The sequence below is a fragment of the Anaerocolumna cellulosilytica genome (assembly GCF_014218335.1).
Classification (GTDB): Bacteria; Bacillota; Clostridia; order Lachnospirales; family Lachnospiraceae; genus Anaerocolumna; species Anaerocolumna cellulosilytica.
The window spans coordinates 2,666,499-2,687,444 of record NZ_AP023367.1 but is presented as its reverse complement, the minus strand read 5'-3'; the positions used below and the strand labels follow the sequence as shown (position 1 = coordinate 2,687,444).

The 20,946-nt window shown below is 38.9% G+C and carries 21 protein-coding genes; 2 read left to right on the top strand and 19 right to left on the bottom strand.

Annotated features, from left to right (window positions below; translation table 11 throughout):
• Positions 1 to 29: 29 nt before the first annotated feature.
• From acsn021_RS10910 to rhaB, 18 genes are all read right to left on the bottom strand, one after another.
• Positions 30 to 821 carry a glycyl-radical enzyme activating protein gene (locus acsn021_RS10910; protein ID WP_184089637.1) on the bottom strand — a complete coding sequence of 264 codons (792 nt, stop codon included), beginning with the start codon at positions 819 to 821 and terminating at the stop codon, positions 30 to 32.
• A gap of 38 nt (positions 822 to 859) precedes the next feature.
• Positions 860 to 3,385: a glycyl radical protein gene (locus acsn021_RS10905; RefSeq protein WP_184089640.1), complete on the bottom strand. Its 2,526-nt coding sequence runs from the start codon at positions 3,383 to 3,385 to the stop codon at positions 860 to 862.
• 84 nt (positions 3,386 to 3,469) lie between these two features.
• Positions 3,470 to 4,255 carry a DeoR/GlpR family DNA-binding transcription regulator gene (locus tag acsn021_RS10900; protein WP_184089643.1) on the bottom strand — a complete coding sequence of 262 codons (786 nt, stop codon included), beginning with the start codon at positions 4,253 to 4,255 and terminating at the stop codon, positions 3,470 to 3,472.
• 219 nt (positions 4,256 to 4,474) lie between these two features.
• The gene (locus tag acsn021_RS10895) at positions 4,475 to 5,023 is read right to left on the bottom strand and encodes a BMC domain-containing protein (protein WP_184089646.1); all 549 of its coding nucleotides are present in this window, start codon (positions 5,021 to 5,023) and stop codon (positions 4,475 to 4,477) included.
• 134 nt (positions 5,024 to 5,157) lie between these two features.
• On the bottom strand, positions 5,158 to 6,489 hold the full coding sequence (locus acsn021_RS10890) for a 4Fe-4S dicluster domain-containing protein (protein ID WP_184089649.1): 1,332 nt from the start codon (positions 6,487 to 6,489) through the stop codon (positions 5,158 to 5,160).
• Between the two features lie 7 nt (positions 6,490 to 6,496).
• Positions 6,497 to 6,763, bottom strand: a complete 267-nt coding sequence (locus acsn021_RS10885) for a EutN/CcmL family microcompartment protein (RefSeq protein WP_184089652.1) — start codon at positions 6,761 to 6,763, stop codon at positions 6,497 to 6,499.
• Between the two features lie 63 nt (positions 6,764 to 6,826).
• The gene (locus acsn021_RS10880; protein ID WP_243167748.1) at positions 6,827 to 7,522 is read right to left on the bottom strand and encodes a phosphate propanoyltransferase; all 696 of its coding nucleotides are present in this window, start codon (positions 7,520 to 7,522) and stop codon (positions 6,827 to 6,829) included.
• 200 nt (positions 7,523 to 7,722) lie between these two features.
• Complete coding sequence (locus acsn021_RS10875; protein ID WP_184090081.1) at positions 7,723 to 8,001, bottom strand: BMC domain-containing protein; 279 nt, start codon at positions 7,999 to 8,001, stop codon at positions 7,723 to 7,725.
• Between the two features lie 276 nt (positions 8,002 to 8,277).
• Positions 8,278 to 8,559 (bottom strand): BMC domain-containing protein, encoded by a 282-nt coding sequence (locus acsn021_RS10870; protein WP_184089655.1) that lies wholly within the window; start codon positions 8,557 to 8,559, stop codon positions 8,278 to 8,280.
• 82 nt (positions 8,560 to 8,641) lie between these two features.
• On the bottom strand, positions 8,642 to 8,917 hold the full coding sequence (gene pduA, locus acsn021_RS10865) for a propanediol utilization microcompartment protein PduA (protein WP_184089658.1): 276 nt from the start codon (positions 8,915 to 8,917) through the stop codon (positions 8,642 to 8,644).
• A gap of 139 nt (positions 8,918 to 9,056) precedes the next feature.
• Positions 9,057 to 9,371, bottom strand: coding sequence for a BMC domain-containing protein (locus tag acsn021_RS10860; RefSeq protein ID WP_184089661.1), 315 nt, complete (start codon positions 9,369 to 9,371; stop codon positions 9,057 to 9,059).
• Between the two features lie 24 nt (positions 9,372 to 9,395).
• On the bottom strand, positions 9,396 to 10,601 hold the full coding sequence (locus tag acsn021_RS10855; protein ID WP_184089664.1) for a zinc-dependent alcohol dehydrogenase: 1,206 nt from the start codon (positions 10,599 to 10,601) through the stop codon (positions 9,396 to 9,398).
• 23 nt (positions 10,602 to 10,624) lie between these two features.
• Entirely contained in the window at positions 10,625 to 12,013 is a 1,389-nt protein-coding gene (locus acsn021_RS10850; protein WP_184089668.1) for an aldehyde dehydrogenase family protein, read from the bottom strand.
• Positions 12,010 to 12,666, bottom strand: coding sequence for a GlcG/HbpS family heme-binding protein (locus tag acsn021_RS10845; RefSeq protein WP_184089671.1), 657 nt, complete (start codon positions 12,664 to 12,666; stop codon positions 12,010 to 12,012). Before acsn021_RS10845 ends, acsn021_RS10850 begins: the two co-directional genes overlap by 4 nt.
• A gap of 27 nt (positions 12,667 to 12,693) precedes the next feature.
• On the bottom strand, positions 12,694 to 13,491 hold the full coding sequence (locus acsn021_RS10840; RefSeq protein ID WP_184089674.1) for a class II aldolase/adducin family protein: 798 nt from the start codon (positions 13,489 to 13,491) through the stop codon (positions 12,694 to 12,696).
• 216 nt (positions 13,492 to 13,707) lie between these two features.
• Complete coding sequence (locus acsn021_RS10835; protein ID WP_184089677.1) at positions 13,708 to 13,866, bottom strand: hypothetical protein; 159 nt, start codon at positions 13,864 to 13,866, stop codon at positions 13,708 to 13,710.
• Positions 13,867 to 14,192: 326 nt separating this feature from the next.
• Positions 14,193 to 15,446, bottom strand: a complete 1,254-nt coding sequence (locus acsn021_RS10830) for an L-rhamnose isomerase (RefSeq protein WP_184089680.1) — start codon at positions 15,444 to 15,446, stop codon at positions 14,193 to 14,195.
• Positions 15,447 to 15,504: 58 nt separating this feature from the next.
• Positions 15,505 to 16,908 (bottom strand): rhamnulokinase, encoded by a 1,404-nt coding sequence (rhaB, locus tag acsn021_RS10825; RefSeq protein WP_184090084.1) that lies wholly within the window; start codon positions 16,906 to 16,908, stop codon positions 15,505 to 15,507.
• 464 nt (positions 16,909 to 17,372) lie between these two features.
• Between rhaB and acsn021_RS10820 the strand changes: the two genes are divergently transcribed.
• Both acsn021_RS10820 and acsn021_RS10815 read left to right on the top strand, forming a co-directional pair.
• Positions 17,373 to 17,816: a MarR family winged helix-turn-helix transcriptional regulator gene (locus acsn021_RS10820; protein ID WP_184089683.1), complete on the top strand. Its 444-nt coding sequence runs from the start codon at positions 17,373 to 17,375 to the stop codon at positions 17,814 to 17,816.
• 191 nt (positions 17,817 to 18,007) lie between these two features.
• On the top strand, positions 18,008 to 18,853 hold the full coding sequence (locus acsn021_RS10815) for a DegV family protein (protein ID WP_184089686.1): 846 nt from the start codon (positions 18,008 to 18,010) through the stop codon (positions 18,851 to 18,853).
• Between the two features lie 127 nt (positions 18,854 to 18,980).
• Here the strand turns inward: acsn021_RS10815 and acsn021_RS10810 are convergent, their stop codons facing one another.
• Positions 18,981 to 20,930, bottom strand: coding sequence for a fructose-1,6-bisphosphatase (locus tag acsn021_RS10810; protein ID WP_184089688.1), 1,950 nt, complete (start codon positions 20,928 to 20,930; stop codon positions 18,981 to 18,983).
• Positions 20,931 to 20,946 lie beyond the last annotated feature (16 nt).

Here is a 20,946-nt window from a genome sequence, read left to right as displayed (position 1 = left end):
ATTAACCGCTTACCTTTCTGTAATAAGCTTTATCCGCCAAGCTGACAGGCAAGACCTGTTGCTTCTACTGTTTGAAGTAATTGCTCCATATAATTGTTGTTAAGAGGGTCTATGTGAGATAAAGTATATTCCCTGCCAAGTCCCTCATATTTATCCATTCCCAGTCTGTGATACGGCAGTAAATGTAATTCATGAACTCCCGGTAAAGTTTTAGCAAACGCAGCGATGGCCTTTATCTCTTCATGCGTATGGTTAAAACCTGGTATAACGGGTACACGAATAATTAGAGGAACACCGCTCTCCGCAATTTTTCTTGCATTTGTAAGAATGGTTTCATTGGGTCTGCCGGTGTATTCCTGATGTTTTTTACTATTTATGTGTTTTATGTCCATGAGGTATAAATCAAGATATGGAAGATACTGTTTAATCGCATTGAAATCTCCGAATCCTGTACTTTCCATAGCCGTATTTATATTATATTCCTGACACGCTTGTAAAAGAGCTGAACCGAACTCCGGCTGACATAGAGCTTCTCCTCCGGATAAGGTTATACCACCGCCAGATCGTCTATAATAGGGAAGGTCTTTTTTAACTTCATCCAATACTTCCTCAACAATGACATCTCGTCCAATGATTTTAGGCTTTCCCTGAACTAACATAGTCTCTATGTCATATGCCTGGGATTCCGGATTGCAGCACCATTTACAACGGAGGTAACAGCCTTTTAAAAAGACAATGGTACGTATACCCGGGCCATCATGTATAGAGAACCTTTGGATGTCAAAGATTCGACCCTTAACTGTCATAATATTAGTTTCCATCGTCTTCTCCTTTTGTTCATTCTCTAAATATCCAAAACTTAAAAGCCCTGCTCAGTTCTCGCTATAATATCATCTTGCAATGATCTTGAAAGAGAGGTGAAAAGTGCGCTATAGCCTGCCACACGTACCACAAGGTTCTTGTATTTTTCAGGATACTTTTGAGCATCTATTAGAGTATCCCTGCTAACTACGTTAAATTGCATATGGCTGCCCTTCTGGTCAAAATATGCACGAATCAGTGAAACAAAATTCTCAAGTCCTCTTACACCACTTAAGGCAGACGGATGGAATTTCTGATTAAATAATGTACCGTTAGAAGCAATAAAGTGATCCAGCTTTGCAACAGAATTTGCAGCAGCAGTAGGCCCATGGGTGTCCTTACCGGAAGAAGGTGATACGCCATCAGCTACCGGAGTATAAGCAAACCTGCCATCTGGAGTAGCTCCGGTTTGTGCACCTAAAGGTACATTGGCGGATACCGGGTATAAGCCAGCCTGATAGCTTCCGCCTCTTGGATTTTTATAATGCTCTAAAGGTTTCGTATAAGTATAAGCTACATCCCTCGCAAATTCATCAACTTCAGAAATATCATTTCCGTATTTTGGAAGGGCGGCTATCATCTCCAGCAGACGATCAAATTTCTTCTGTTCTTCTGGTGTAACTCCACCGGTTAAGGCTGCTCTAAAAATATCAGCAATTTCCGCTTCAGAAACTTTACGGCCTTGTTTCACAATGCCGCTTACGATTTCTTTTGTAACTTTTTCGGCAACGGAGGAATCGATGCCTTTACCGTAATTTACAGTAAGGGCTCTTTTCAGTTCAGACATAGTGACTTGCTTCTCTTCAAATACCAGCTTTCTTACAGCGTAAAGTGAGTCGGTCATATTAGCAATACCAAAGCCCTGAGGACCGGTAAAGTTATAAATGGCACCACCTTCCTGAACACTTTTTCCACGTCCGATACAATCTTCTATCATACCGGATAAGAAAGGAAGCGGGCATCTTTCTGCATGTGCTACGTCAATGGAATTATCGGCGTTTACTAATAGTTCTATCATATAATTCATCTGCTTTTGATAGGCCTCAAAGAATTCTTCAAAGGTGGCCATAGCTTCCACGTCACCCGTTTTAGGTCCGAGTTGTATTCCTTTATCCACACCGTTGCTAAATACTAATTCTAAAGGTCTGCACATATTAAAAAATGCTGCATCATGCCAGCCATCTGTTTTTCCTGCTTTTTGAGGTTCCACACAGCCGATTATATTGTATTCTCTGGCATCACCCAGTGTAAGCCCTCTATTCACCAAAGAAGGAATAATTACTTCATCATTATAATAAGCCGGTAAACCGATACCGGTACGGGTCAATTTTGCAGCTTTTATTAAGAATTCATGTGGAGTTCCGTTCCATACTCTTACAGATAAAGAAGGCTGAGGAAGTGCTACATGCATGGAAGCTTCGATACACATAAAGGATAAATCGTTGGTTACATCAAGACCGTCTCTATCTTGTCCTCCGGCAATTAGATTCTGAAACAGACTATAGCCAGCAAAACCTTCTGCAGAAGCTGCGTCACGAACTTTATTTAAATCATTTAACTTCACCCAAATACAGTCCATTAATTCCTGTGCAAATTCACGGGTAAGCTTACCAGCCTTTAAATCAGCCTCATAATAAGGATACATATACTGATCAAAACGACCCGGAGAAATAGAATGACCGCTGGATTCTACCTGTAATAACATCTGGATAAACCAGAAAGATTGGCAGGCTTCATAAAAAGAAGTTGCACCTTTTGCCGGAACACGGGAACAATTTTGTGCAATAACTAAAAGCTCCTGTTTTCTTACAGTATCGCCGCAGTTTTTTGCCTCTTCAAGAGCCAACAGAGAATAACGGCCTGCATAATCAATAGCGGCCTGACAGCTCTTAATGACAGCGTCTAAGAAGCTTTGGCGTTTTGCATAATCCATATCAGAAACTTTTAGAGAAGATAATGCTTTTTCTGCCTGTGCTATGATTCCTTCAAAGCCTTCTGCAAGAATTTTATCATAAGAAACAGTTACATGTCCGACCCCGTTATAAAAGTAGTTGCCGGGGGTAAAGATACTGTGTTCCATAGCAAGTTTTGTTTCCGGTGCCATATAGGAGGTAGCAAGTTCACTGGTAGTTTTTCCTTTCCAGTACTGATAGATTTCATGGAGAGTGTTCTTTGTTTCTTCAGAGATATAAAAAGGGTCTGCACTTCTGGTTGCTATGGTGTCAAATTCCTCTTCCAACCAGGTAAATGAAAATTCAGGAAATACCTGGCAGCCTCTGGGCGCTTTGCTCGCACTGCCTACAATCAATTCTCCGGGTCTTATAGTGATAGGAATATACTTTAAGATGTGTTCAAATGCTTTTGCCCTGCGTGTAATAATAGGTTCACCTTCGGTTTGTTTGTAGCTTTCAGTAATAAGATAGCCACGATCCGCCTCTATTTCCGGCATAGCTGCAAATAAATCTTCAACCAGCTTTTCTATTCTGGGGCTTTTTGAAATTTCAGCATCAAAATACTTTTTCATGTTTTTACACCCATTGCATCCTTTCTTCTAAGTCAGTTCATCTATTTTCATAACACCGCTAAAGCGGCACAATTTATCTATAACTTAATTGCCTTCCGGCACTTTATTTTCTTTGTATAGAACCTTAACCTCAGCAGAAGCCATAGCCTGTTTCCATTTATCATCAGGCTCTGAATCTGTAATCAATACGTCTAGTTCTGACAGGTCTCCTATCTTGGTAAAGGATATTTTATTGAATTTTGAATTATCCACTGCCAGTATTTTAACATTGGCAGAGTTTAACATGAGTTTTTTAATATGGGCATCCATTTCATTCGAGTCAGTAAACCCTTTTTCTATATCAATCCCCTTGCAGGATATAATTGCTTTATCTACATGGTAGTTACTAAGCATTTCTTCTGCCTGATAGCCTACTAAAGACAAAGAACCTTCCTTTAATACTCCTCCGGTAGAGAGAACTTTCCACCCAGCTACCTCAGACAATTCAAGAAGAATTTCAATGGAATTGGTAATTATAGTGATGTTTTTTTTGTTTTTCAGATGCTTTGCTGCATAAACAGCTGTTGAACTAGCATCCATCATAATGTGGTCCCCGTCTTCTACCAGGGAACTGATAATCTCAGCAATACATTGCTTATTCGATACATTTGCTTTTTTTCTGACAGTATAAGGTAAATCCACATTCAGACTTTCATTCAGGATTGCACCACCATAGGTTTTTTTTGCAAAACCCTCTTTCTCAAGCTTTTCTAAGTCTCGACGTATGGTTTCTTCCGTAACCTGAAAGGCTGAGCTTAAGTCATTTACTAATACTCTTTTTTCCTGTTGAAGGATAGCTAATATTTTATTTCTGCGTTCTATTGCAAGCATATTTGATACCTCTTTCCAATGTGGTTTTCACATTTTCTATGGATAATATATTTGATATGAATAACCTGTTACATAACTACTTGAACCAATCTATCGGTAATGAAATGCAATCAAGAGGATTATGTAGAAAAACATTATTGTATATGATTATCCATATATATGTAAAGACTGTAACTATTCAGCTTAAAAACCATGAAACAACTGAATAGTTACCAAATATTATAATATACTTTTGCAAAGTTTGCTATCCGGATTTGCAATAATAGAAGAATCTAAGAGCATGGCCCCATCTGCTACTGCTTTTTTAGCTTTATCGATGGCGGCTTCTACGGAAGCGATATCCCCTGTTAATAATAGATAGGATTTTCCGCACATTCCTCTGGCAATTCTAAGTTCAATCAGTTCAACCTGTGCTGTTTTGGCAGCTTCATCTGCTGCAACAATAATAGAAGCGGCTGAAAAAGTTTCCAGAATACCAAGGGCATTTAACTTTTCTACGTTGGTAGTCCCGTATATGGCAGTAAAAATCGAGTCATGGGGGTTACCAAGTATAAAACTATCGATAAGATGCTCACTATACCCTGTTCTGGCTAACTCTATACAGGCATTGACGGCACTTAAATCACCCTGCAGCAGTACAATATATTTACCTGGACATACTGTCTGAGCTTCCATAATCTCTACCTGAGCAGTCTTTACCATAAGATCAGCCACAAATATTCCGGTTGAGACGGTTTTGTATTCTACCATTCCGATAGCCTTGTTCATATAGTGTACATCCTCTCTTACTAAAAAATGTTAAGATAATTGAATAACTGTTTATATAAAGTCATTAAGTTGGAGAAATAACCTTATATAGAATAATAAAGGTTATTTGGTTCACTGTTTATTTTCTTGGTTTCTTAGAGAGCTTTGATAATAATAAAGTTATCATTCACCTCTAAAATTTCGCCGGATATAGAGGCGTGTACCGGTAAAGATAATTTGCCATCCTCGGCTTTAGCAATGACAGTTCCTAAATGTACCAGTTCGTTCTTTTTAACAAGACCTATTGCTTTGGCGCCGATGTGCTGTCCTAAGTTTATTTTTACCTGGCTAGTAGTTATGTCTTCTTCTGTTAAAGGAGCTTCTCTATCGTATTCTGATAATCCAAGCCGGTTTGTTAACCGGTTCATTGGGATTTTGCGATACTCTCTCATAGATTTGGTAGGTTTTGACGGAATATCTCTTGGTATCTGAAACCCTTTTTTTCTCAAGCCGGTTTTGTAATCAGATATTAATTTTCTTGGTGAAAGTCCCTGAGGACAGGCATATAACTCGCAGACACCACAAGAACAACAGAACATTGTATTTAAATAAGGAGAAAGGTCCTGCGTCACACCACTGGTTGCACTTCGCATAAACATGTGCGGTGTAATCGGCTGCCCCAGTAGATTACGTGGACAAAGATCTGTACACATTTCACATTGACAGCAGGCAGACATGGCTCTTTTCATATCTATGGCGGGGTTCGTAGTCCTTTTTAACACAAGCGAATGCTCTTTTGGCATAACGAGAATGGCATTGGTTGTTTTGGTGATTGTATCATAGGAATTGACAATACTGCCGGTCATAGGGCCACCCATAATATAAACAGGCTCTGCAATCTTGGCACCCCCTGCTTTTTCTACTGCCTCCGCTACCGTCATTCCTAAGGGAGCCTTAATGGTAATCGGATTATTTACTTCACCGGCTATTGTAAGGTATTTATGAGTAACCGGTTCCTGTCTTTCCATTGCTTTATATATATTGTAAACCGTTTCGACATTAAAAACTGCCACACTTACTTCTAAAGGAATGCTTCCTGGAGGTACTTTTTTTCCTAGGGTTTCATAGATGAGTACAACTTCGTCTCCCATCGGATAGATTTCATCTAAAAGCTTTAACTCCAGTTTAGGAAAGGAATTAAGATTGGCTTTTACTGCCTCTACGGTTTTTGAATAGGCTTCCTTTACTGCTACAAGAACATGTTCGGCTTCCATGGCTTGTGCCATTATATTAAGGGTGTACATAATCTCATAGGCATATTTTTGAAGCATTTGTCTATGTACCTTTAATAATGGCTCACACTCTGCACAGTTAAGAATAATCGTTTTCACACGTTTATCAAATTTGGCGTAGGTAGGAAAACCGGCACCTCCTGCACCTGCTACCCCATTATCCTTTGCAACTTGTATTAATTCTTTTAAGTCCATTATCAATCTACTCCAGTCCTACTCCATCATCTACAATACCAATAATCGCAGCATCAATAGGTGAATCTTCCATATTACAGCCAATCCGTGCAGCACTTCCTTTTGCTACAAGGACAATTTCGCCGATGCCTGCACCCACATTGTCGATTGCAACAAATCTTCCCTGTTCGCCTTCCATTTTCTGAAAGGGTTCAACGATTAAGAATTTACTGCCTATTAATTTGTCATTCTTTCTAGTCGCAACAACGGAACCGATTACTTTTCCTACGATCATGTCTTCACCTACTTATCCTTATGAGATTTGTCTTTATATAATCTTAATTTCTTAAGCTTTTTGCTATTTTATAAGAACTGCGGTATCCCCAGTGCTGATTTTGGAGGCATTGGCTTCATCCGTGTCTATATGCATTTCAAGCGTGAAGCTTTTATCTACACGTATGGATACATGATTAAAGGTAGTGCCTCTTTCATTCTCCACTCTTACAGATACAACATCACCATTTATAACGCCGGCAGCTTTGGCATCCACGGGTGACATGTGAATATGTCTTTTGGCTATTATACAGCCTTCCTGTAAATACACAACTCCTTTGGGACCGACAATGGCTATCGGAGCGGAACCTTCTATGTCTCCGGATTCTCTGATAGGAGCTTTTATTCCTAATTTTATCGCATCGGTTGCAGAAACCTCCACCTGAGATGCTTTTCTAACAGGTCCTAAAATTCTTACATTCTCAAGAGCCCGCAATTTTAGACCAACAATGGTAACCAGTTCATTGGAGGCATACTGCCCACCCATTAATTCTTTTTTCTTTGTTAATTCATATCCGGATCCAAATAATGTTTCTACATGTTCCTGTGTTAAATGTACATGTCTGGCAGATACTCCAATGGGTACTATAAACCCGCTGTCAGAAGACTCCTTCTGATTTGCGGATGATTCCTGTGATGCAAGTATTTCCTGCGGTGCAAGTATTTCCTGCACTGATTCCCTAACCAGCTTTGTAATCATTTCGATTGTTTTCTCTTCCAAGGCTCCACCTGCTCTTTTCTTAATCAGATATTGTTTCGGGGGCTTATAAAATCAAACCTTGCCCTTGTAAGAAGGCCGCTGCAAAACCGCAACCTTCGATATAGGAAAATTGCTGATATTATTTGCAGCCGCCATTTACAGTAGTGCGCTTGCAAATTAACTAAAGAGTTATTTTGAAGGGCACCAATTCCTTATAATTCTTACTTTACTGCTGGAAGAATCTTTTCTACGTCTGTATGAGGTCTAGGAATTACATGAGTAGCAACTAATTCTCCTAATTTTGAAGCAGAGCTTGAACCTGCTTCAACGGCTGCCTTCACTGCACCTACGTCTCCTCTAACCATAACGCTTACAAGACCGGAACCGATTTTTTCTGTTCCAACTAATGTAACATTAGCTGCCTTTAACATTGCATCTGCTGCTTCAATTGCTGCTACTAATCCTCTGGTTTCTACCATTCCTAATGCTTCCTGTGCCATTCTTTTTTCCTCCTTGATAGCTTCTTTCGCTATATCCTTGTTATTTGATTTATTTGTATCATTACCTGCCGGTTGTTTCTTATCAGTCGCTTTATTTTCTACTGTCTTAGTACCGGAGGCTTTGTTATCGGTTTGTTTCTTTGCGGCCGTTATTTTGCCTTCTATTTCTTTTTCTTTTGCAGACTGTAAGGTTTCTTGCTTCTTATCCACAGACTTTTTATCCTCTGCCATAATATCCTCCATCTGATGCAAGCTGGTAGACTTACATTACAACGATTACTTTGTTAACCTGCTTGCACTTAAGTTTACCATTTTTATGGTTTCTTCATGAGGGTTTGGGATTACTGCATGTACACAGGGCTTCATAGCCTTTGCTGCTGCGCTTTCCACGGCTTCAGTTACCGCAGATACATCACCTTGTATTATGATTGTAACAAGCCTTCCGCCCAGTTTTCTCTCCCATGTAACAAATTCAACATCCGCTGTCTTACACATAGTATCCAGTGCTTCAATTGCTGCTGTTACACTTGGGATTTCAATAAATCCTAACGATTTCATTGTCATCTCCCGTCTAGTGCCAGAACATTTAATACATGCTCTTACACTCATTTCAATCAGGGTATTCTATATTTAATTAAATTTATATCCTAGGAAGAATTTTTTCCACGTCTGTATGAGGTCTTGGAATTACGTGTACTGCAACTAATTCTCCAAGTCTAGTTGCCGCAGCTGCACCTACTTCAGTCGCAGCTTTTACTGCTCCAACATCTCCTCTTACTAATACGGTTACCAGTCCAGAACCGATTTTTTCTGTTCCTACTAATACAACTTCTGCTGCCTTTACCATAGCGTCCGCTGCTTCAATTGCTGCGGTTAAGCCTCTGGTTTCTACCATTCCTAATGCTTCCTGTGCCATTTTGATATCCTCCTGTTTTTGTTAACCTAATTCCAATTAGCTCCCGTTGCATGCCGCGTCTGCTTGCAGTCGCAGCACTGCCACCAATCAGGGTTTTTACTTCACACTACTATGATAGCTTAATAGTAGAAGTTTGTCATTAATTTTTATCCAGGCCATTTAGCTTAAGCATTTTTTCAGCACCGCTTTCCGGACTTGCTATTACATGCTTTGCAATTACGCCTGATACCTTGTTAGCAGCCACTTCTGCCGCTTCTACAGCTGCTTTTACATCCTCAATACTGCCCCTGAATTTAACCATAACAATTAGGGGGACAGGGAGACTGTCTGCGTTTGCCGGCTTATTCTTGTCAAAAGCTTCCAGAGTAACATTTGCGGCTTTACAACCAGCATCACCTGCTACAAAGGCTGCTACCAGTCCATAAACTTCTATCATTCCTACTGCACTTGCCATATCTGCACCTTAAGCCTTTCTTACTTATTCGTTGATAATGGCAATTTTTAAGCCTTCCATTTTTAGGTTGGTCACATGGCCTTCATTAATTTTAGCAAGAGGGAACTTATGCGTAATTAATTTTTCCAATGGAAGACCGATTCCTTTTGCTCTCTTTAAGAAATCAAAGGTAGTAGCATAATCTCTTAAGGTGTACACCCAAGAACCTACTGTAGTAATTTCTTTTGCACAGATATCAAAATGAGGATTAATTGTAGCATCACCACCGTTAATGAAGAAGCCAAGCTCACACAGACCTCCGCCATTACGGATAAATTTATAGATATTGGAGTGAGCTGCTGGTGAACCCGTACACTGGAATGCAAAATCAGCAAGGTAACCGCCAAAAGCATCTTTTACACCTTCTGTTAAAGCTTCTATTCCTTTATAATCTTTAAAGTTAACGGATTTCGTAGCACCCATTTCTTTAGCGAAATCAAGTCTCTTTTGCTCACCGTCAACAGCAACAATATTCTCTATACCCATAGTACGTAGAACTGCGATACAAATAAGACCGATTGGACCGCATCCTTGTACTACAACTCTGCTGTTAAAACGTAATATGCCAGTCGTTTTTGCTCTTTCTACCGCATGAATTAAAACAGCGCAGGGTTCTATCAAAATACGGGAGTATAAGTCAAGATCACTTACATTAAAAATAGTAGAGCCGCCGCGGATAACAATATAATCTGCAAACCAACCGTTTAAGTGGGTATTGTCATCGGGAAGCAAACCGTATACGTCAGCACCTCCAACATTTTGTTTGTTTAAGTCAAACATAGTGATATCGGGATTATCCTTAAATATCATACAGGATACGACTTTATCACCAACCGCTAGAGGTTTACCAGCACTGTCTTTTTTTACATTCTTACCCATCTTAACGATTTCTCCGGTACCTTCATGACCTAATACAACAGGAATCAGGCTAAATGGGTCATTTTTAAACTCATGAGCATCGGTTCCGCAGATACCGCAGCCTTCAACTTTAACCAGAATATCATCATCCCCAAGTTCAGGAATCGGATATTCTTTTATTTCAAACTGCTCCAGTTTTGTAAGCATTGCTACACGGCTGGTTTTAGGGATTTCGCCCTTAGCAGTGACAGGTGCTTCCTTACCAGGAACATTTTTAATTTCATTCAACACTTGTTTTACGATTTCTTCAATTTTTAAGGAATTTACATCCATTACAAATCCTCCATTGTCTATTACTACCTTATGCACAGGCTGTCTGCCATAACACATCTTCTCTGTTTGGTAAAGGTTCTTGCTGATGTTAGTCCTTCACCAGTTCTGCTTGCGATTGTAAAGGTACAAAAGCCTTCACCGCCAAAGCCGAGTGCTGCATAGGAAGGGGCGTTCTTTACAAATATTGCAGTATCTACCGCTTTTCCAAAGCGAGTAAGATTGTCAACATTCTTGGAATGCATATGAGCAGAATGACGATTGCCATGCTCTAACCAAACAGCTTTTTCGATGGCGTCATCAATATCTTTTGCTCTGACAATTCCTAGAATCGGCATCATCAACTCTTCTTCAATCAGCGGATGCTCTTTTTCACCCTCAAAAATGATACAACGTGTACTTTCAGGAGAATCAATACCAATCATGGACAACAGAGTACGTGCATCTTTTCCGACGCATTTGCGGTTTAATCCTTTTTCTGTTAATACCAGGGCAGTTAATTTTTCCTGTTGTTCCTTTGTAATGATAAAGCAGCCATTTTCAACTAAGTAATGTATTAATTCATCCGTAATCTGGTCGACTGCTACAATTTCTTTTTCTGCAATACAAGGCAGATTATTATCAAAGGTACAGCCATTAACGATGTCCATTGCTGCTTTCTTAATGTCAGCGGTTTCATCCACCAATACGGGAGGGTTGCCAGCACCGGCACCAATACCTCTTTTTCCTGAAGATAATACAGTAGTTACTACACCAGGCCCGCCGGTTGCTACAATTAATGGAATATCCTTATGTTTCATCATAATATCACCAGAAGCCAAGGTAGGTTTTACTACAGATACAGCAATATTGTCAGGACCTCCAACTTCTACAGACGCCTGATTCACCAGATTCACAGCAAAGTTTGATACATTGATAGCAGCGGGATGGGGATTAAATACGACGGTATTTCCGCCAGCTATCATACCGATACTGTTGCAAATTATGGTTTCACTTGGATTGGTACAAGGGGTTATGGCTCCAATTACTCCAAAAGGTCCCATTTCAACTAAAGTAAGCCCTCGGTCACCTGACCAGGCAATTGTCTGAAGGTCTTCTGTACCCGGTGTTTTTTCTGCTAAAAGTTGATGTTTTAAGGTTTTGTGTCCGACATTACCCATCCCAGTTTCTTCTACACCCATTTTTGCCATCACTTCTGCATTCTCAAGTGTTTTCTTTCTTATGTTGCTTATTATTTTTTCTCTGCAATCCATGGAAAGCTTTTGCATTACTGCTTGTGCTTTCTTTGAGGCCATAATTGCTTCGTTCATGTCTTCAAATACGCCGGATAACTTTGATATGTTACCTGGTGTCACTTCCAGCTGCATCAGTACATTTTTAACAATTTCCTGAAGCTGTGTCTCATTTACTGTCACAACAAAACCTCCTCCAATATATTCTTTCCAAATTCCGCAAGGGCAGTGTCCTGTGCTTCAGTTCCGCCGCTTACACCTAAGGCTCCGATTAGTCTACCATTGTAATTCAAAGGTTCACCACCGCCAATAATAATAATTCTACCCTGGTTAGTATGCTGGATACCGTATAGCTCTTTGCCCGGCTGGCTTAAGCTTTTTAAAGAAATAGTAGACCGCTTTAACGCTGCACAGGTATAAGCTTTATTGGCTGCTATGTCAAAGCTTGCGATATAGGAATTATCCATGCTGTGTATGGCAACGGGATTGGCAGCACTGTTGTATACAGCGAGTACCACCGAAATTCCCATTGCGGTCGCCTTCTTTTCAACTTCCTTAATTAAGGCCAAGGCCTCTGAAAGGGTTATGTCTTTTTGCTCTGACCCCCAGCTTATTTTTTGTTTGGCTGTTACGAAGGTGTTTTGTGTTTGATATGTATCAGCCACCTCTTTTACAGCTTCTTCAATAACTTTAAGCTGAACCCCTTTCACCTCTTGTAAAAGTTTTCTAACGTGTAGAGTCAGCAACTCATTGCCAGTAACTTCACGGAGGTTATTTAGGATATCCTCGGTCTTTTTAAGTTCCTGATATATGATACCGATACCTGATTCCTGCATACATCATTCCTCTTTTCCAGAAAGAGATTATTTTAATCCTAATTGTTCCATAACTTTCTTAGTTATTTCAGCTACTAATTCATTACTGTCTGTCTGGCTGCTGCTGTGACCGCCGCAGTTATGGCAGCTCTCTTTTCCAGTTTTTGTGTTCTGGCAAAGGTTTGCAGGATGTTTACCTGTCATACCGAATTGTCTGCGGATTTCATATAATCTTTGTACCTGAGAATCAGATAATTCCTTTGGTCCCCCAAGTTGTTTGGAGATGTATAATAGTTTCGCATAGAATTCAACAGATTCCATTTTATGATAAGCAGATAATAAAGAATCAGAGTAAGCTAATGCTCCGTGGTTCTCTAATAATACGGCGTCATAATACTGAAGATATTTAGAAACTGCGTCCGGTATTTCATCAGTAGATGGAGTACCGTATTCTGCGATAGGAACGCAGCCAAGAGTAATTACTGCTTCCGGCATGATAGGCTGTGTTAAAGGAATACCTGCAATTGCAAAACCTGTTGCATACATAGGATGGGCATGAACTACGGAAACAACGTCAGGTCTTTCTTTATAAACACGCATGTGCATCTTGATTTCAGAAGAAGGTTTGAAATTACCATTAGCCTGGATTACCTTACCGTCTCTATCAACCTTACAGATGTATTCAGGAGTCATAAACCCTTTGCTTACACCAGTCGGAGTACATAAAAATTCGTTGTCATTTAATTTAACGGATATGTTACCATCGTTGGCAGCAACCATGCCTCTGTCGTAGATTCTTTTACCAATTTCGCATATCTCTTTCTTGATTTCGTATTCTGATGTCATTTTCTTATCTCCTTTATTGTTGTGGTTTTGCTTTGTTTTTTGTTTATTTGATTGTATTGTATCACTTATAGAATTTTCAGTCAATAGAATATTCCTATTTTTTATTGGGTTTTGTTGTTTTAGTTTTATTCTATTTGTTTCTGATACAATCTTTTACAAATCAAAAGGCTGAGGCAGGATAAAAAGGTATTTCCTGCTTCAGCCTAGATACAGATTTTAAAGTATGTCTATACTTCTATTGTTTTTAGCATCAAACTTAAACGGAGCTCCAAGCAATCCTTCTGTACCACCGTCTGCAGCAGAAATAATTTCATAGGAACTTAAGGCTCCGGCTTCAAATTTATCGCCGCCTATCCCGGTTATTTCACCTTTCACAAAAGCGATACACTGGAAAGTCCAAGCCCGGTAACGGATACTTTACCGATTAACCTTTATCGGTAATAACCTTTGCAGCTGCCATAATCCCCACTGTTGTAGGCGCGATAATTACTGTTAATTCAGTGTAATTCTTTAGCTCCGCTTTGCCAGGTTAGTTTTGATTGGAAAGCACAAATGTCGGCAAAACGAAATAATTGCAAAAAGAAGTCCTTTGGTTTTTCAGTAATACAAAGTCTGAAAAATCAAAGGGTTTCTTCTACTGTTCATAGTTTAACATGCAACAGTTCTTATATACAAGGCTATCGTAATTTCTGTCTTTTTAATTATTTTCTAGTACTTAACACATCTTTTTCATAAGCTTTTACTACTTCAAACCACTCTTCTCTAATAGGAACCTGGTTTAATTCACAGTAGTAATTCCACACGTCACCAAATGGATACAGTTTTAATTCTTCCTGAAGCATCATAAGTTCTGTGAAATTTCTTTCATCCTGAAGCTTAGCAAGTTTTTCGTTAGGAGAAAGCATTCCATATAATAATGCTTTTACCATATTTCTCATACCTACAACCCAAGCAGATACACGGTTGATGCTGGCATCAAAGAAATCAAGACCAATCAATACTCTATCAAGGGCATTGTTACGTACGATTTCTTTCGCTATCTCTTTTGTTTCATCATCAAATAGTACAACGTGGTCACTATCCCATCTAACCGGTCTGGTTACATGAAGTGCTAATTTGTCAGAAAATAACAACATAGATGAAATTTTATCGGATACTACTTCTGTTGGATGATAGTGTCCGTTATCTAATAAGCAAAGAATATTGTTTTTTGCAGCATAATTCATGTAGAATTCATGGGACCCTACCGTGCAGGCTTCCACACCGATTCCAAATACCTTGGACTCAACTGCAACATCAACTAAACTCTTATCATATCCGATGGATAAAATCTGATCCAGAGAGTCTTTCAGTCTTGCTCTTGGGCTTAAACGGTCAGCGGGGATGTCTTTGAAACCATCCGGAATCCAAATATTCATTAAGCAAGAGGTACCAAGTTCTTTTGCAAAGTATTCAGAGATACGTAAGCAAGCTTTTCCATGGTTAATCCAGAATTCACGAATACTTTCATCTTCACTGGATAGAGTTAAGCCGTCTGCTTTTGGATGAGAGAAAAAGGTAGGATTAAAATCAAGTCCAAGTCCTCTTTCTTTTGCAAATTCAACCCATTTAGCAAAGTGCTTTGGTTCTAATTTGTCACGGTCAACCTGTTCTCCCGGGGCAAATATAGCATAGTTAGCGTGAAGATTGATTCTGTGAGTCCCCGGTACAAGGCTTAAAGTTTTGTCAATATCAGCCATTAATTCTTCCGGTGTTCTTGCTTTTCCCGGGTAGTTTCCGGTAGCCTGGATACCGCCGGATAATTGACCGTCACCTTCAAATCCTGCAACGTCATCACCTTGCCAGCAATGCATAGAGACAGAAACTGTTTTTAATGTTTCGAGTACGGCATCTGTGTCAACGCCAATATTTTTATAGATTTCTCTTGCGGATTCATATCTTTGTTTTGTAGTCATGTTTCATTTCTCCTTGTAATATAATTTTATTGGTATAGCTTGGTAAATTTTATAACATTTATGCCTTGAATTTTTTGATAGGAAAGGAATTAAAGACTCCGGTTCTTGCTGCTTCCAGAGTATCATATTCTTTTGCCTTTAACACCTGCGCCAGAATATTTCCAATAGCAGTTGCTTCTGTAGGTCCGGCGTAGACATCCTTTTTAGTATATTTAGCTGTTAATTCATTTAAGTAATCAGCATTAGAGCCACCGCCCACAATATGAATTCTGGAATACGTTCTGCCTGTTATAGCTTCAATCTCCTGTACGGTTTCTGCATAGCTTAAAGCAAGGCTGTTATAAATACAGGCTGCCAGCTCTCCTACTGTTTCAGGTGTTTTTTGGTTTGTCTCACTACAGTATTTCTTGATGGCCTCAGTCATATTTTCAGGAGATAAAAAACAATCTGCATTTACATCAACTCTTGAGGTAAAACCGTCTGCCTCCACTGCTAATTTGCACAACTCGGCGAAGGAATACTTATCTTCTAGTTCGTGTCTGACCGACTGAATCATCCACAATCCCATAATATTTTTTAAATAACGGAAACGATAATCATAACCACCTTCATTTGTAAAATTAGCGGCTTTGCTTTCTTTACTGGAATCCGCTTCGCTTCGTTCAATTCCCATTAAGGACCAGGTACCAGAACTGATATACAGATAATCATCATCGTTAGCCGGTACAGATAATACGGCTGAACCGGTATCGTGTGTAGCAGGAAGTACGACTTCACAGTCAAAACCAAGCTCTTCTTTTAGCTCAGGCAGAAAATTACCAAGTGCTGTTCCGGGAAGTGAAATTTGCTTGAATATTTCCTTTTTGTAGCCAAGTTTTTCTATTAATGCATAGTCCCAATCTTTTGATATAGGGCTTACCAGCTGAGTTGTAGTAGCATTGGTATATTCAGCCCTCTTAATACCGGTTAACAGGAAGTTAAAGTATTCTGGAACCAGTAGTAAACTTTCCGCTTCATTCATATATTCCGGATGCTGGGTCTTTACTGCCATGAGCTGATAAATAGTATTAAAAATCTGCTTTTGTATACCCGTTCTTTCATACAGTGCCTCTTCTGCTATAGTCTCATAAACTTTGGTGTCCATACCTGTTGTACGTTTATCACGATAGCCCACAGTATTGCCCAGAACCTGGTTATTGCCGTTTAATAAAACAAAATCAACGCCCCAAGTATCAATTCCCATGCTTTGAGGTATTTTGCCAAGTTCCTTACACTTTTTCAGTCCGTTTTTAATTTCTACAAATAGTCTGTCCAGTTCCCAGCATAGGTTCTCACCTTTTTTCACTAACCCATTTTCAAAACGGTATATTTCTTCTAAGGATATCTTACCATCCTGTAAAGTTCCAAGAATATGTCGGCCGCTGGAGGCACCTATATCTACAGCGAGATAATATTTTTGCATATAAATAGCCATGCCCTTTCCTATACCTGGGTAATTTTAACCGCAGGCATATATTTCGTTCACTCTTACTGCGTAGTTTTTCATAAGAGTAATAGAGTTTTGTGCTTAATGATACAATTCATTTCAGATATACACGTACTTTTCTATCTCTATTTTATGCATTTACTGAAAGCTTACTCTTTCTTTGTAGTAACATTATACAATAGTTATAGCGAAAAAATAAGGACGCTATTTAATTAAAACAACGTCCTTATTTGCCTATTTTTTTAGTCTGTTTTTAGATAGAACGATATTAGTATACATATACTTTGAACTTCAAAATATCTTGACAAAGAGACATTTCACCTTTATAATAAATATACTTTGAACTTCAAAATATTATTTTTACAATAAATACTGATATTTTAGATACGTATTATTTAAATATGCTTGTAATGCAGAGGGATGCATAGATGGGAGCTTTAATGAATACGAATAAGGAACAGTTAAATAAGTTTTTGGTACAGGTATTTCATGATATTTTGCGACTGGAAGAAGCTGCTCTGGCTAAGGGAGAATTTAAAAATCTGTCCATTCACGAAATGCATGTAATTGAAGCTGTATATGATGGTAACCGGGAAGGCATATCCAGCATGACGGATATCGCCGCTCGGCTGATGGTAACTGCCAGTACACTGACTACTTCTGTTAAAACACTGGAACAAAAAGGATACTTGATACGAACTAAATTAACGGAGGATAAACGAAGAGTTAATGTTACCACTACCGATTTGGGTACAAGAGCCTACTATTCACATAAGGAATTTCATGAAACCTTAATTGAACAAGTAGCCACTTCATTGACACCGGAGGAATTTACGACCTTGACCAGTGCGTTAAGCACATTACACAATTTTTTCAAACAATAATTTGGAGGTAAGTGTAAGAAAAAAACGTCTTCACACTGGAAGATGTATGTGATGCCGGTTAAGTGGAATCATATCAGGAAGGTTGAAAGAAAATACAATAAAAGAAAGGAATGCCACTTAGTTGCTATTTCAACTACTTCTATTTGTGGCTGTACCGCGGAATTGTCTGCGGTATGCAAAGGGTGTAAATTATGGGAATAAAAATTATAACCGATTCTACGTCAGATCTTAGCCAGCAGCAGGCGAATGAATTAAATGTAACAATATTGCCTTTAAAGGTAATATTTCCAGATGGGGAGTATTCTGATGGTATTGATTTGTCACCGGATGAATTTTATCAGAAATTAGCACAGTCAGCAACTCTGCCTACTACCAGTCAGCTTACGCCGGAACAATTCCTTCCTCATTTTGAAGCGGCAAAGTCAGCCAATGACGATGTTTTGGTAATTACTGTGTCTTCTAAATTAAGCGGAACTTACCAGAGTGCTGTAATTGCCAAAGATATGGCAGAATATGATAATATTTATATTATTGATAGTACTACTGTTACTATAGGTCTTCAGATACTGGTAAGGAAAGCAACAGACTTAATTAAGAAAGGGTTAGACATCAAAGCCCTAGTCGATGCACTGGAGCAGGCAAAACAGAGAATCCGTTTGTTTGCACTGGTAGAAAGTCTGGAATATTTGAAAAAGGGCGGACGTTTAACGGGTGTTAGTGCTCTAGCTGGGACTATATTAAATATCAAGCCTATTATAGAAGTAAAGGACGGTCTGGTGGGAGTTGCTGCCAAAGCAAGAGGTATGTCAGGAGCTTATAATAAGTTAGTAGCGCTTACGGAGCAAAGTGGACCCATTGATTATGAGGATTACATTTGCACTGGCTATTCTAAGACCAAGACTAATATGGAAACCTTTTTAACATATGCCAATAAATCACTAAAGTTAAGTGATGCACTGGAAAGTCCGATTGGTATTGTAGTTGGTACCCACGCTGGTCCAGGAGTCTGTGGTATTGCTTACTTTCAGAAAGGTTAAAGCATAGAAGATTTTTTATTTTATAAAACTGAAATTTTTACTGTTTGCCAGTAATCATAAAAGCCTGTTAGTTGTTTTAAGTTTTTCTTATAACTGCTAACAGGCTTTTACTTTTACAGCTTATTTATTACTTTTGTTTGGTCTCTTTTATTATACCGTCTCTGTAATGGTTTAGAAGTATTCTTAATTCTTTTATTCTTTCCCTTATGATTGTTCCGTTATCAGTATCACCAACTAATATGCGAGTAGGCATTGTTTCCACAACTTTAAGAGCAGGAGCACAACCAATCAGATGGTCTTCTTTTTCAGGACAGAAGGGCTTATGCTCGGCAAGACTTAGATGCCTGGAGCTATAGATTAAGGTATAACCTGCAATACCGGTTTTTGGCTGATACGCCTTAGAAAGCCCCCCGTCTATGATAAAAAGCCTACCATTGCCTTTTATAGGGGACTCACCTTCTTTTAGCCTAACAGGTACATGACCATTTATGATATGGGAGGTGTTTTCGTCCAAATCAAACTCTTTTAGTATTTTTTTACATATCTCTTCCTGTTGAATTAATCGGAAGTAAGGATTATAAATCTCTGTCTTTCCCTTGCTTCCCTTAATGAAGTAATTCTCAAACATGGATAACTTACTCTTACCAAATAAAGGTGAATTGCTGCCGCACCATAAATACCACAAAAAGTCTCTTGCTTCCTCCTGCTCTTTGGTATTATCCCAATGAAAATATGCTTTATTAACCATGACATCTAAAAAATCCAGCAATTCTACTCCTTTATAGTCCTTATTTCCAAAAGAAACTGGATAAAATTCCCCTTCTTCCGTCATTGGAATACAACCATGATAAAGCAGATTTCCATTGATTTTTTTATACATAGAGCCTTTTGCATACAGAAAGCGGATATGTTTATGAAGAAGTCTGCTGTTATGAAAAGAATGTGCCAAAACATCCATTAAATACTGCTCTTCCTGTGATAACTCCAGAGGAGATTCTGTATTTACGGTAGGAAAATTACAATCAATTAAAGGGTATTCTTTTCCGTCAATGGCGACTGAATTTTTCTCAATGTTAATCTTTTCTAATAACCTTCTGTCTTCCATGCTATATTCAGGATGGCGGTTCAGCAACTGACCTTCTAATTTCAGCTGTATTATAGTAATTGCTTTGTGCATTTTAGCAGCAAGTAAAAAATCAACAGGATCGAATTGATTACGGTCATGAACATGGGGCATAAATTGTTTGCAGTCATCCTCTTTATACGTTTCAGCGGCGAAGTTAGATAAAGCCCTTAAATTTATTCCGTAACCATCCTCTAGCACATCAAAATTATTGTAACTGATTGCCATCCGTATTACATTTGCCATTAAGGCTCTGTTGCCTGCGGCCGCTCCCATCCAAGAGATATCATGATTCCCCCATTGTATATCAACATCCTGATAATTGTGCAGCTCCTCCATTATAATGTCAGGTCTTGGTCCCCTGTCATAAATATCGCCGATAATATGCAGCCTGTCAACGCTAAGCTTTCGGATCAATTCACAGATAGCGATAATAAAATTATCCTCCATCTGAATATCTAGTATTGTATCTATAATTTTAGCATAATAATATTCTTGATTCATGTCATCTGTTACATTGAGGAATTCATCAAATATGTACGCAAAGTCTTTGGGCATTTTTTTTCTGACTTTTGAGCGAGTATATTTTGAGGATACGGTTTTGCACATATGTACCAGGCGGTATATAGTGATTTTTTTCCACTCTCTAAGCTGCACTTTGCTAAATGTTACTTCGGAAAGAACCTGCTCCGGGTAGCAGATAAGTCTAGAAAGCTGTATTCGCTCTTGCTCTGTGACTGTTTTACAAAATTCCTGGTCAATCTTATTTTTTATCTCTCCGGAGGCACTGCGCAGTTGGTATAAAAAAGCCTCGTATTCTCCATGAATGTCACTGAAAAAGAGCTCTGTCCCCTTGGGAAGGCATGTAATTGCGTTTAAGTTAATGATTTCACTGGCAACAGTTTCGACATTTGGATATTCTTTAGCCAAAAGTTGCAGGTACTTTATGTCCATGATGTTCTCCTTATAA

Excerpts from the sequence above, each read along its gene's own strand:
- acsn021_RS10910 (WP_184089637.1), bottom strand. The coding sequence starts at position 821 with ATGGAAACTAATATTATGACAGTTAAGGGTCGAATCTTTGACATCCAA.
- acsn021_RS10905 (WP_184089640.1), bottom strand. The coding sequence starts at position 3,385 with ATGAAAAAGTATTTTGATGCTGAAATTTCAAAAAGCCCCAGAATAGAA.
- acsn021_RS10900 (WP_184089643.1), bottom strand. The coding sequence starts at position 4,255 with ATGCTTGCAATAGAACGCAGAAATAAAATATTAGCTATCCTTCAACAG.
- acsn021_RS10895 (WP_184089646.1), bottom strand. The coding sequence starts at position 5,023 with ATGAACAAGGCTATCGGAATGGTAGAATACAAAACCGTCTCAACCGGA.
- acsn021_RS10890 (WP_184089649.1), bottom strand. The coding sequence starts at position 6,489 with ATGGACTTAAAAGAATTAATACAAGTTGCAAAGGATAATGGGGTAGCA.
- acsn021_RS10885 (WP_184089652.1), bottom strand. The coding sequence starts at position 6,763 with ATGATCGTAGGAAAAGTAATCGGTTCCGTTGTTGCGACTAGAAAGAAT.
- acsn021_RS10875 (WP_184090081.1), bottom strand. The coding sequence starts at position 8,001 with ATGGCACAGGAAGCATTAGGAATGGTAGAAACCAGAGGATTAGTAGCA.
- acsn021_RS10870 (WP_184089655.1), bottom strand. The coding sequence starts at position 8,559 with ATGAAATCGTTAGGATTTATTGAAATCCCAAGTGTAACAGCAGCAATT.
- pduA (WP_184089658.1), bottom strand. The coding sequence starts at position 8,917 with ATGGCACAGGAAGCATTAGGAATGGTAGAAACCAGAGGCTTAACCGCA.
- acsn021_RS10860 (WP_184089661.1), bottom strand. The coding sequence starts at position 9,371 with ATGGCAAGTGCAGTAGGAATGATAGAAGTTTATGGACTGGTAGCAGCC.
- acsn021_RS10855 (WP_184089664.1), bottom strand. The coding sequence starts at position 10,601 with ATGGATGTAAATTCCTTAAAAATTGAAGAAATCGTAAAACAAGTGTTG.
- acsn021_RS10845 (WP_184089671.1), bottom strand. The coding sequence starts at position 12,666 with ATGCAGGAATCAGGTATCGGTATCATATATCAGGAACTTAAAAAGACC.
- acsn021_RS10840 (WP_184089674.1), bottom strand. The coding sequence starts at position 13,491 with ATGACATCAGAATACGAAATCAAGAAAGAGATATGCGAAATTGGTAAA.
- acsn021_RS10830 (WP_184089680.1), bottom strand. The coding sequence starts at position 15,446 with ATGACTACAAAACAAAGATATGAATCCGCAAGAGAAATCTATAAAAAT.
- rhaB (WP_184090084.1), bottom strand. The coding sequence starts at position 16,908 with ATGCAAAAATATTATCTCGCTGTAGATATAGGTGCCTCCAGCGGCCGA.
- acsn021_RS10820 (WP_184089683.1), top strand. The coding sequence starts at position 17,373 with ATGAATACGAATAAGGAACAGTTAAATAAGTTTTTGGTACAGGTATTT.
- acsn021_RS10815 (WP_184089686.1), top strand. The coding sequence starts at position 18,008 with ATGGGAATAAAAATTATAACCGATTCTACGTCAGATCTTAGCCAGCAG.
- acsn021_RS10810 (WP_184089688.1), bottom strand. The coding sequence starts at position 20,930 with ATGGACATAAAGTACCTGCAACTTTTGGCTAAAGAATATCCAAATGTC.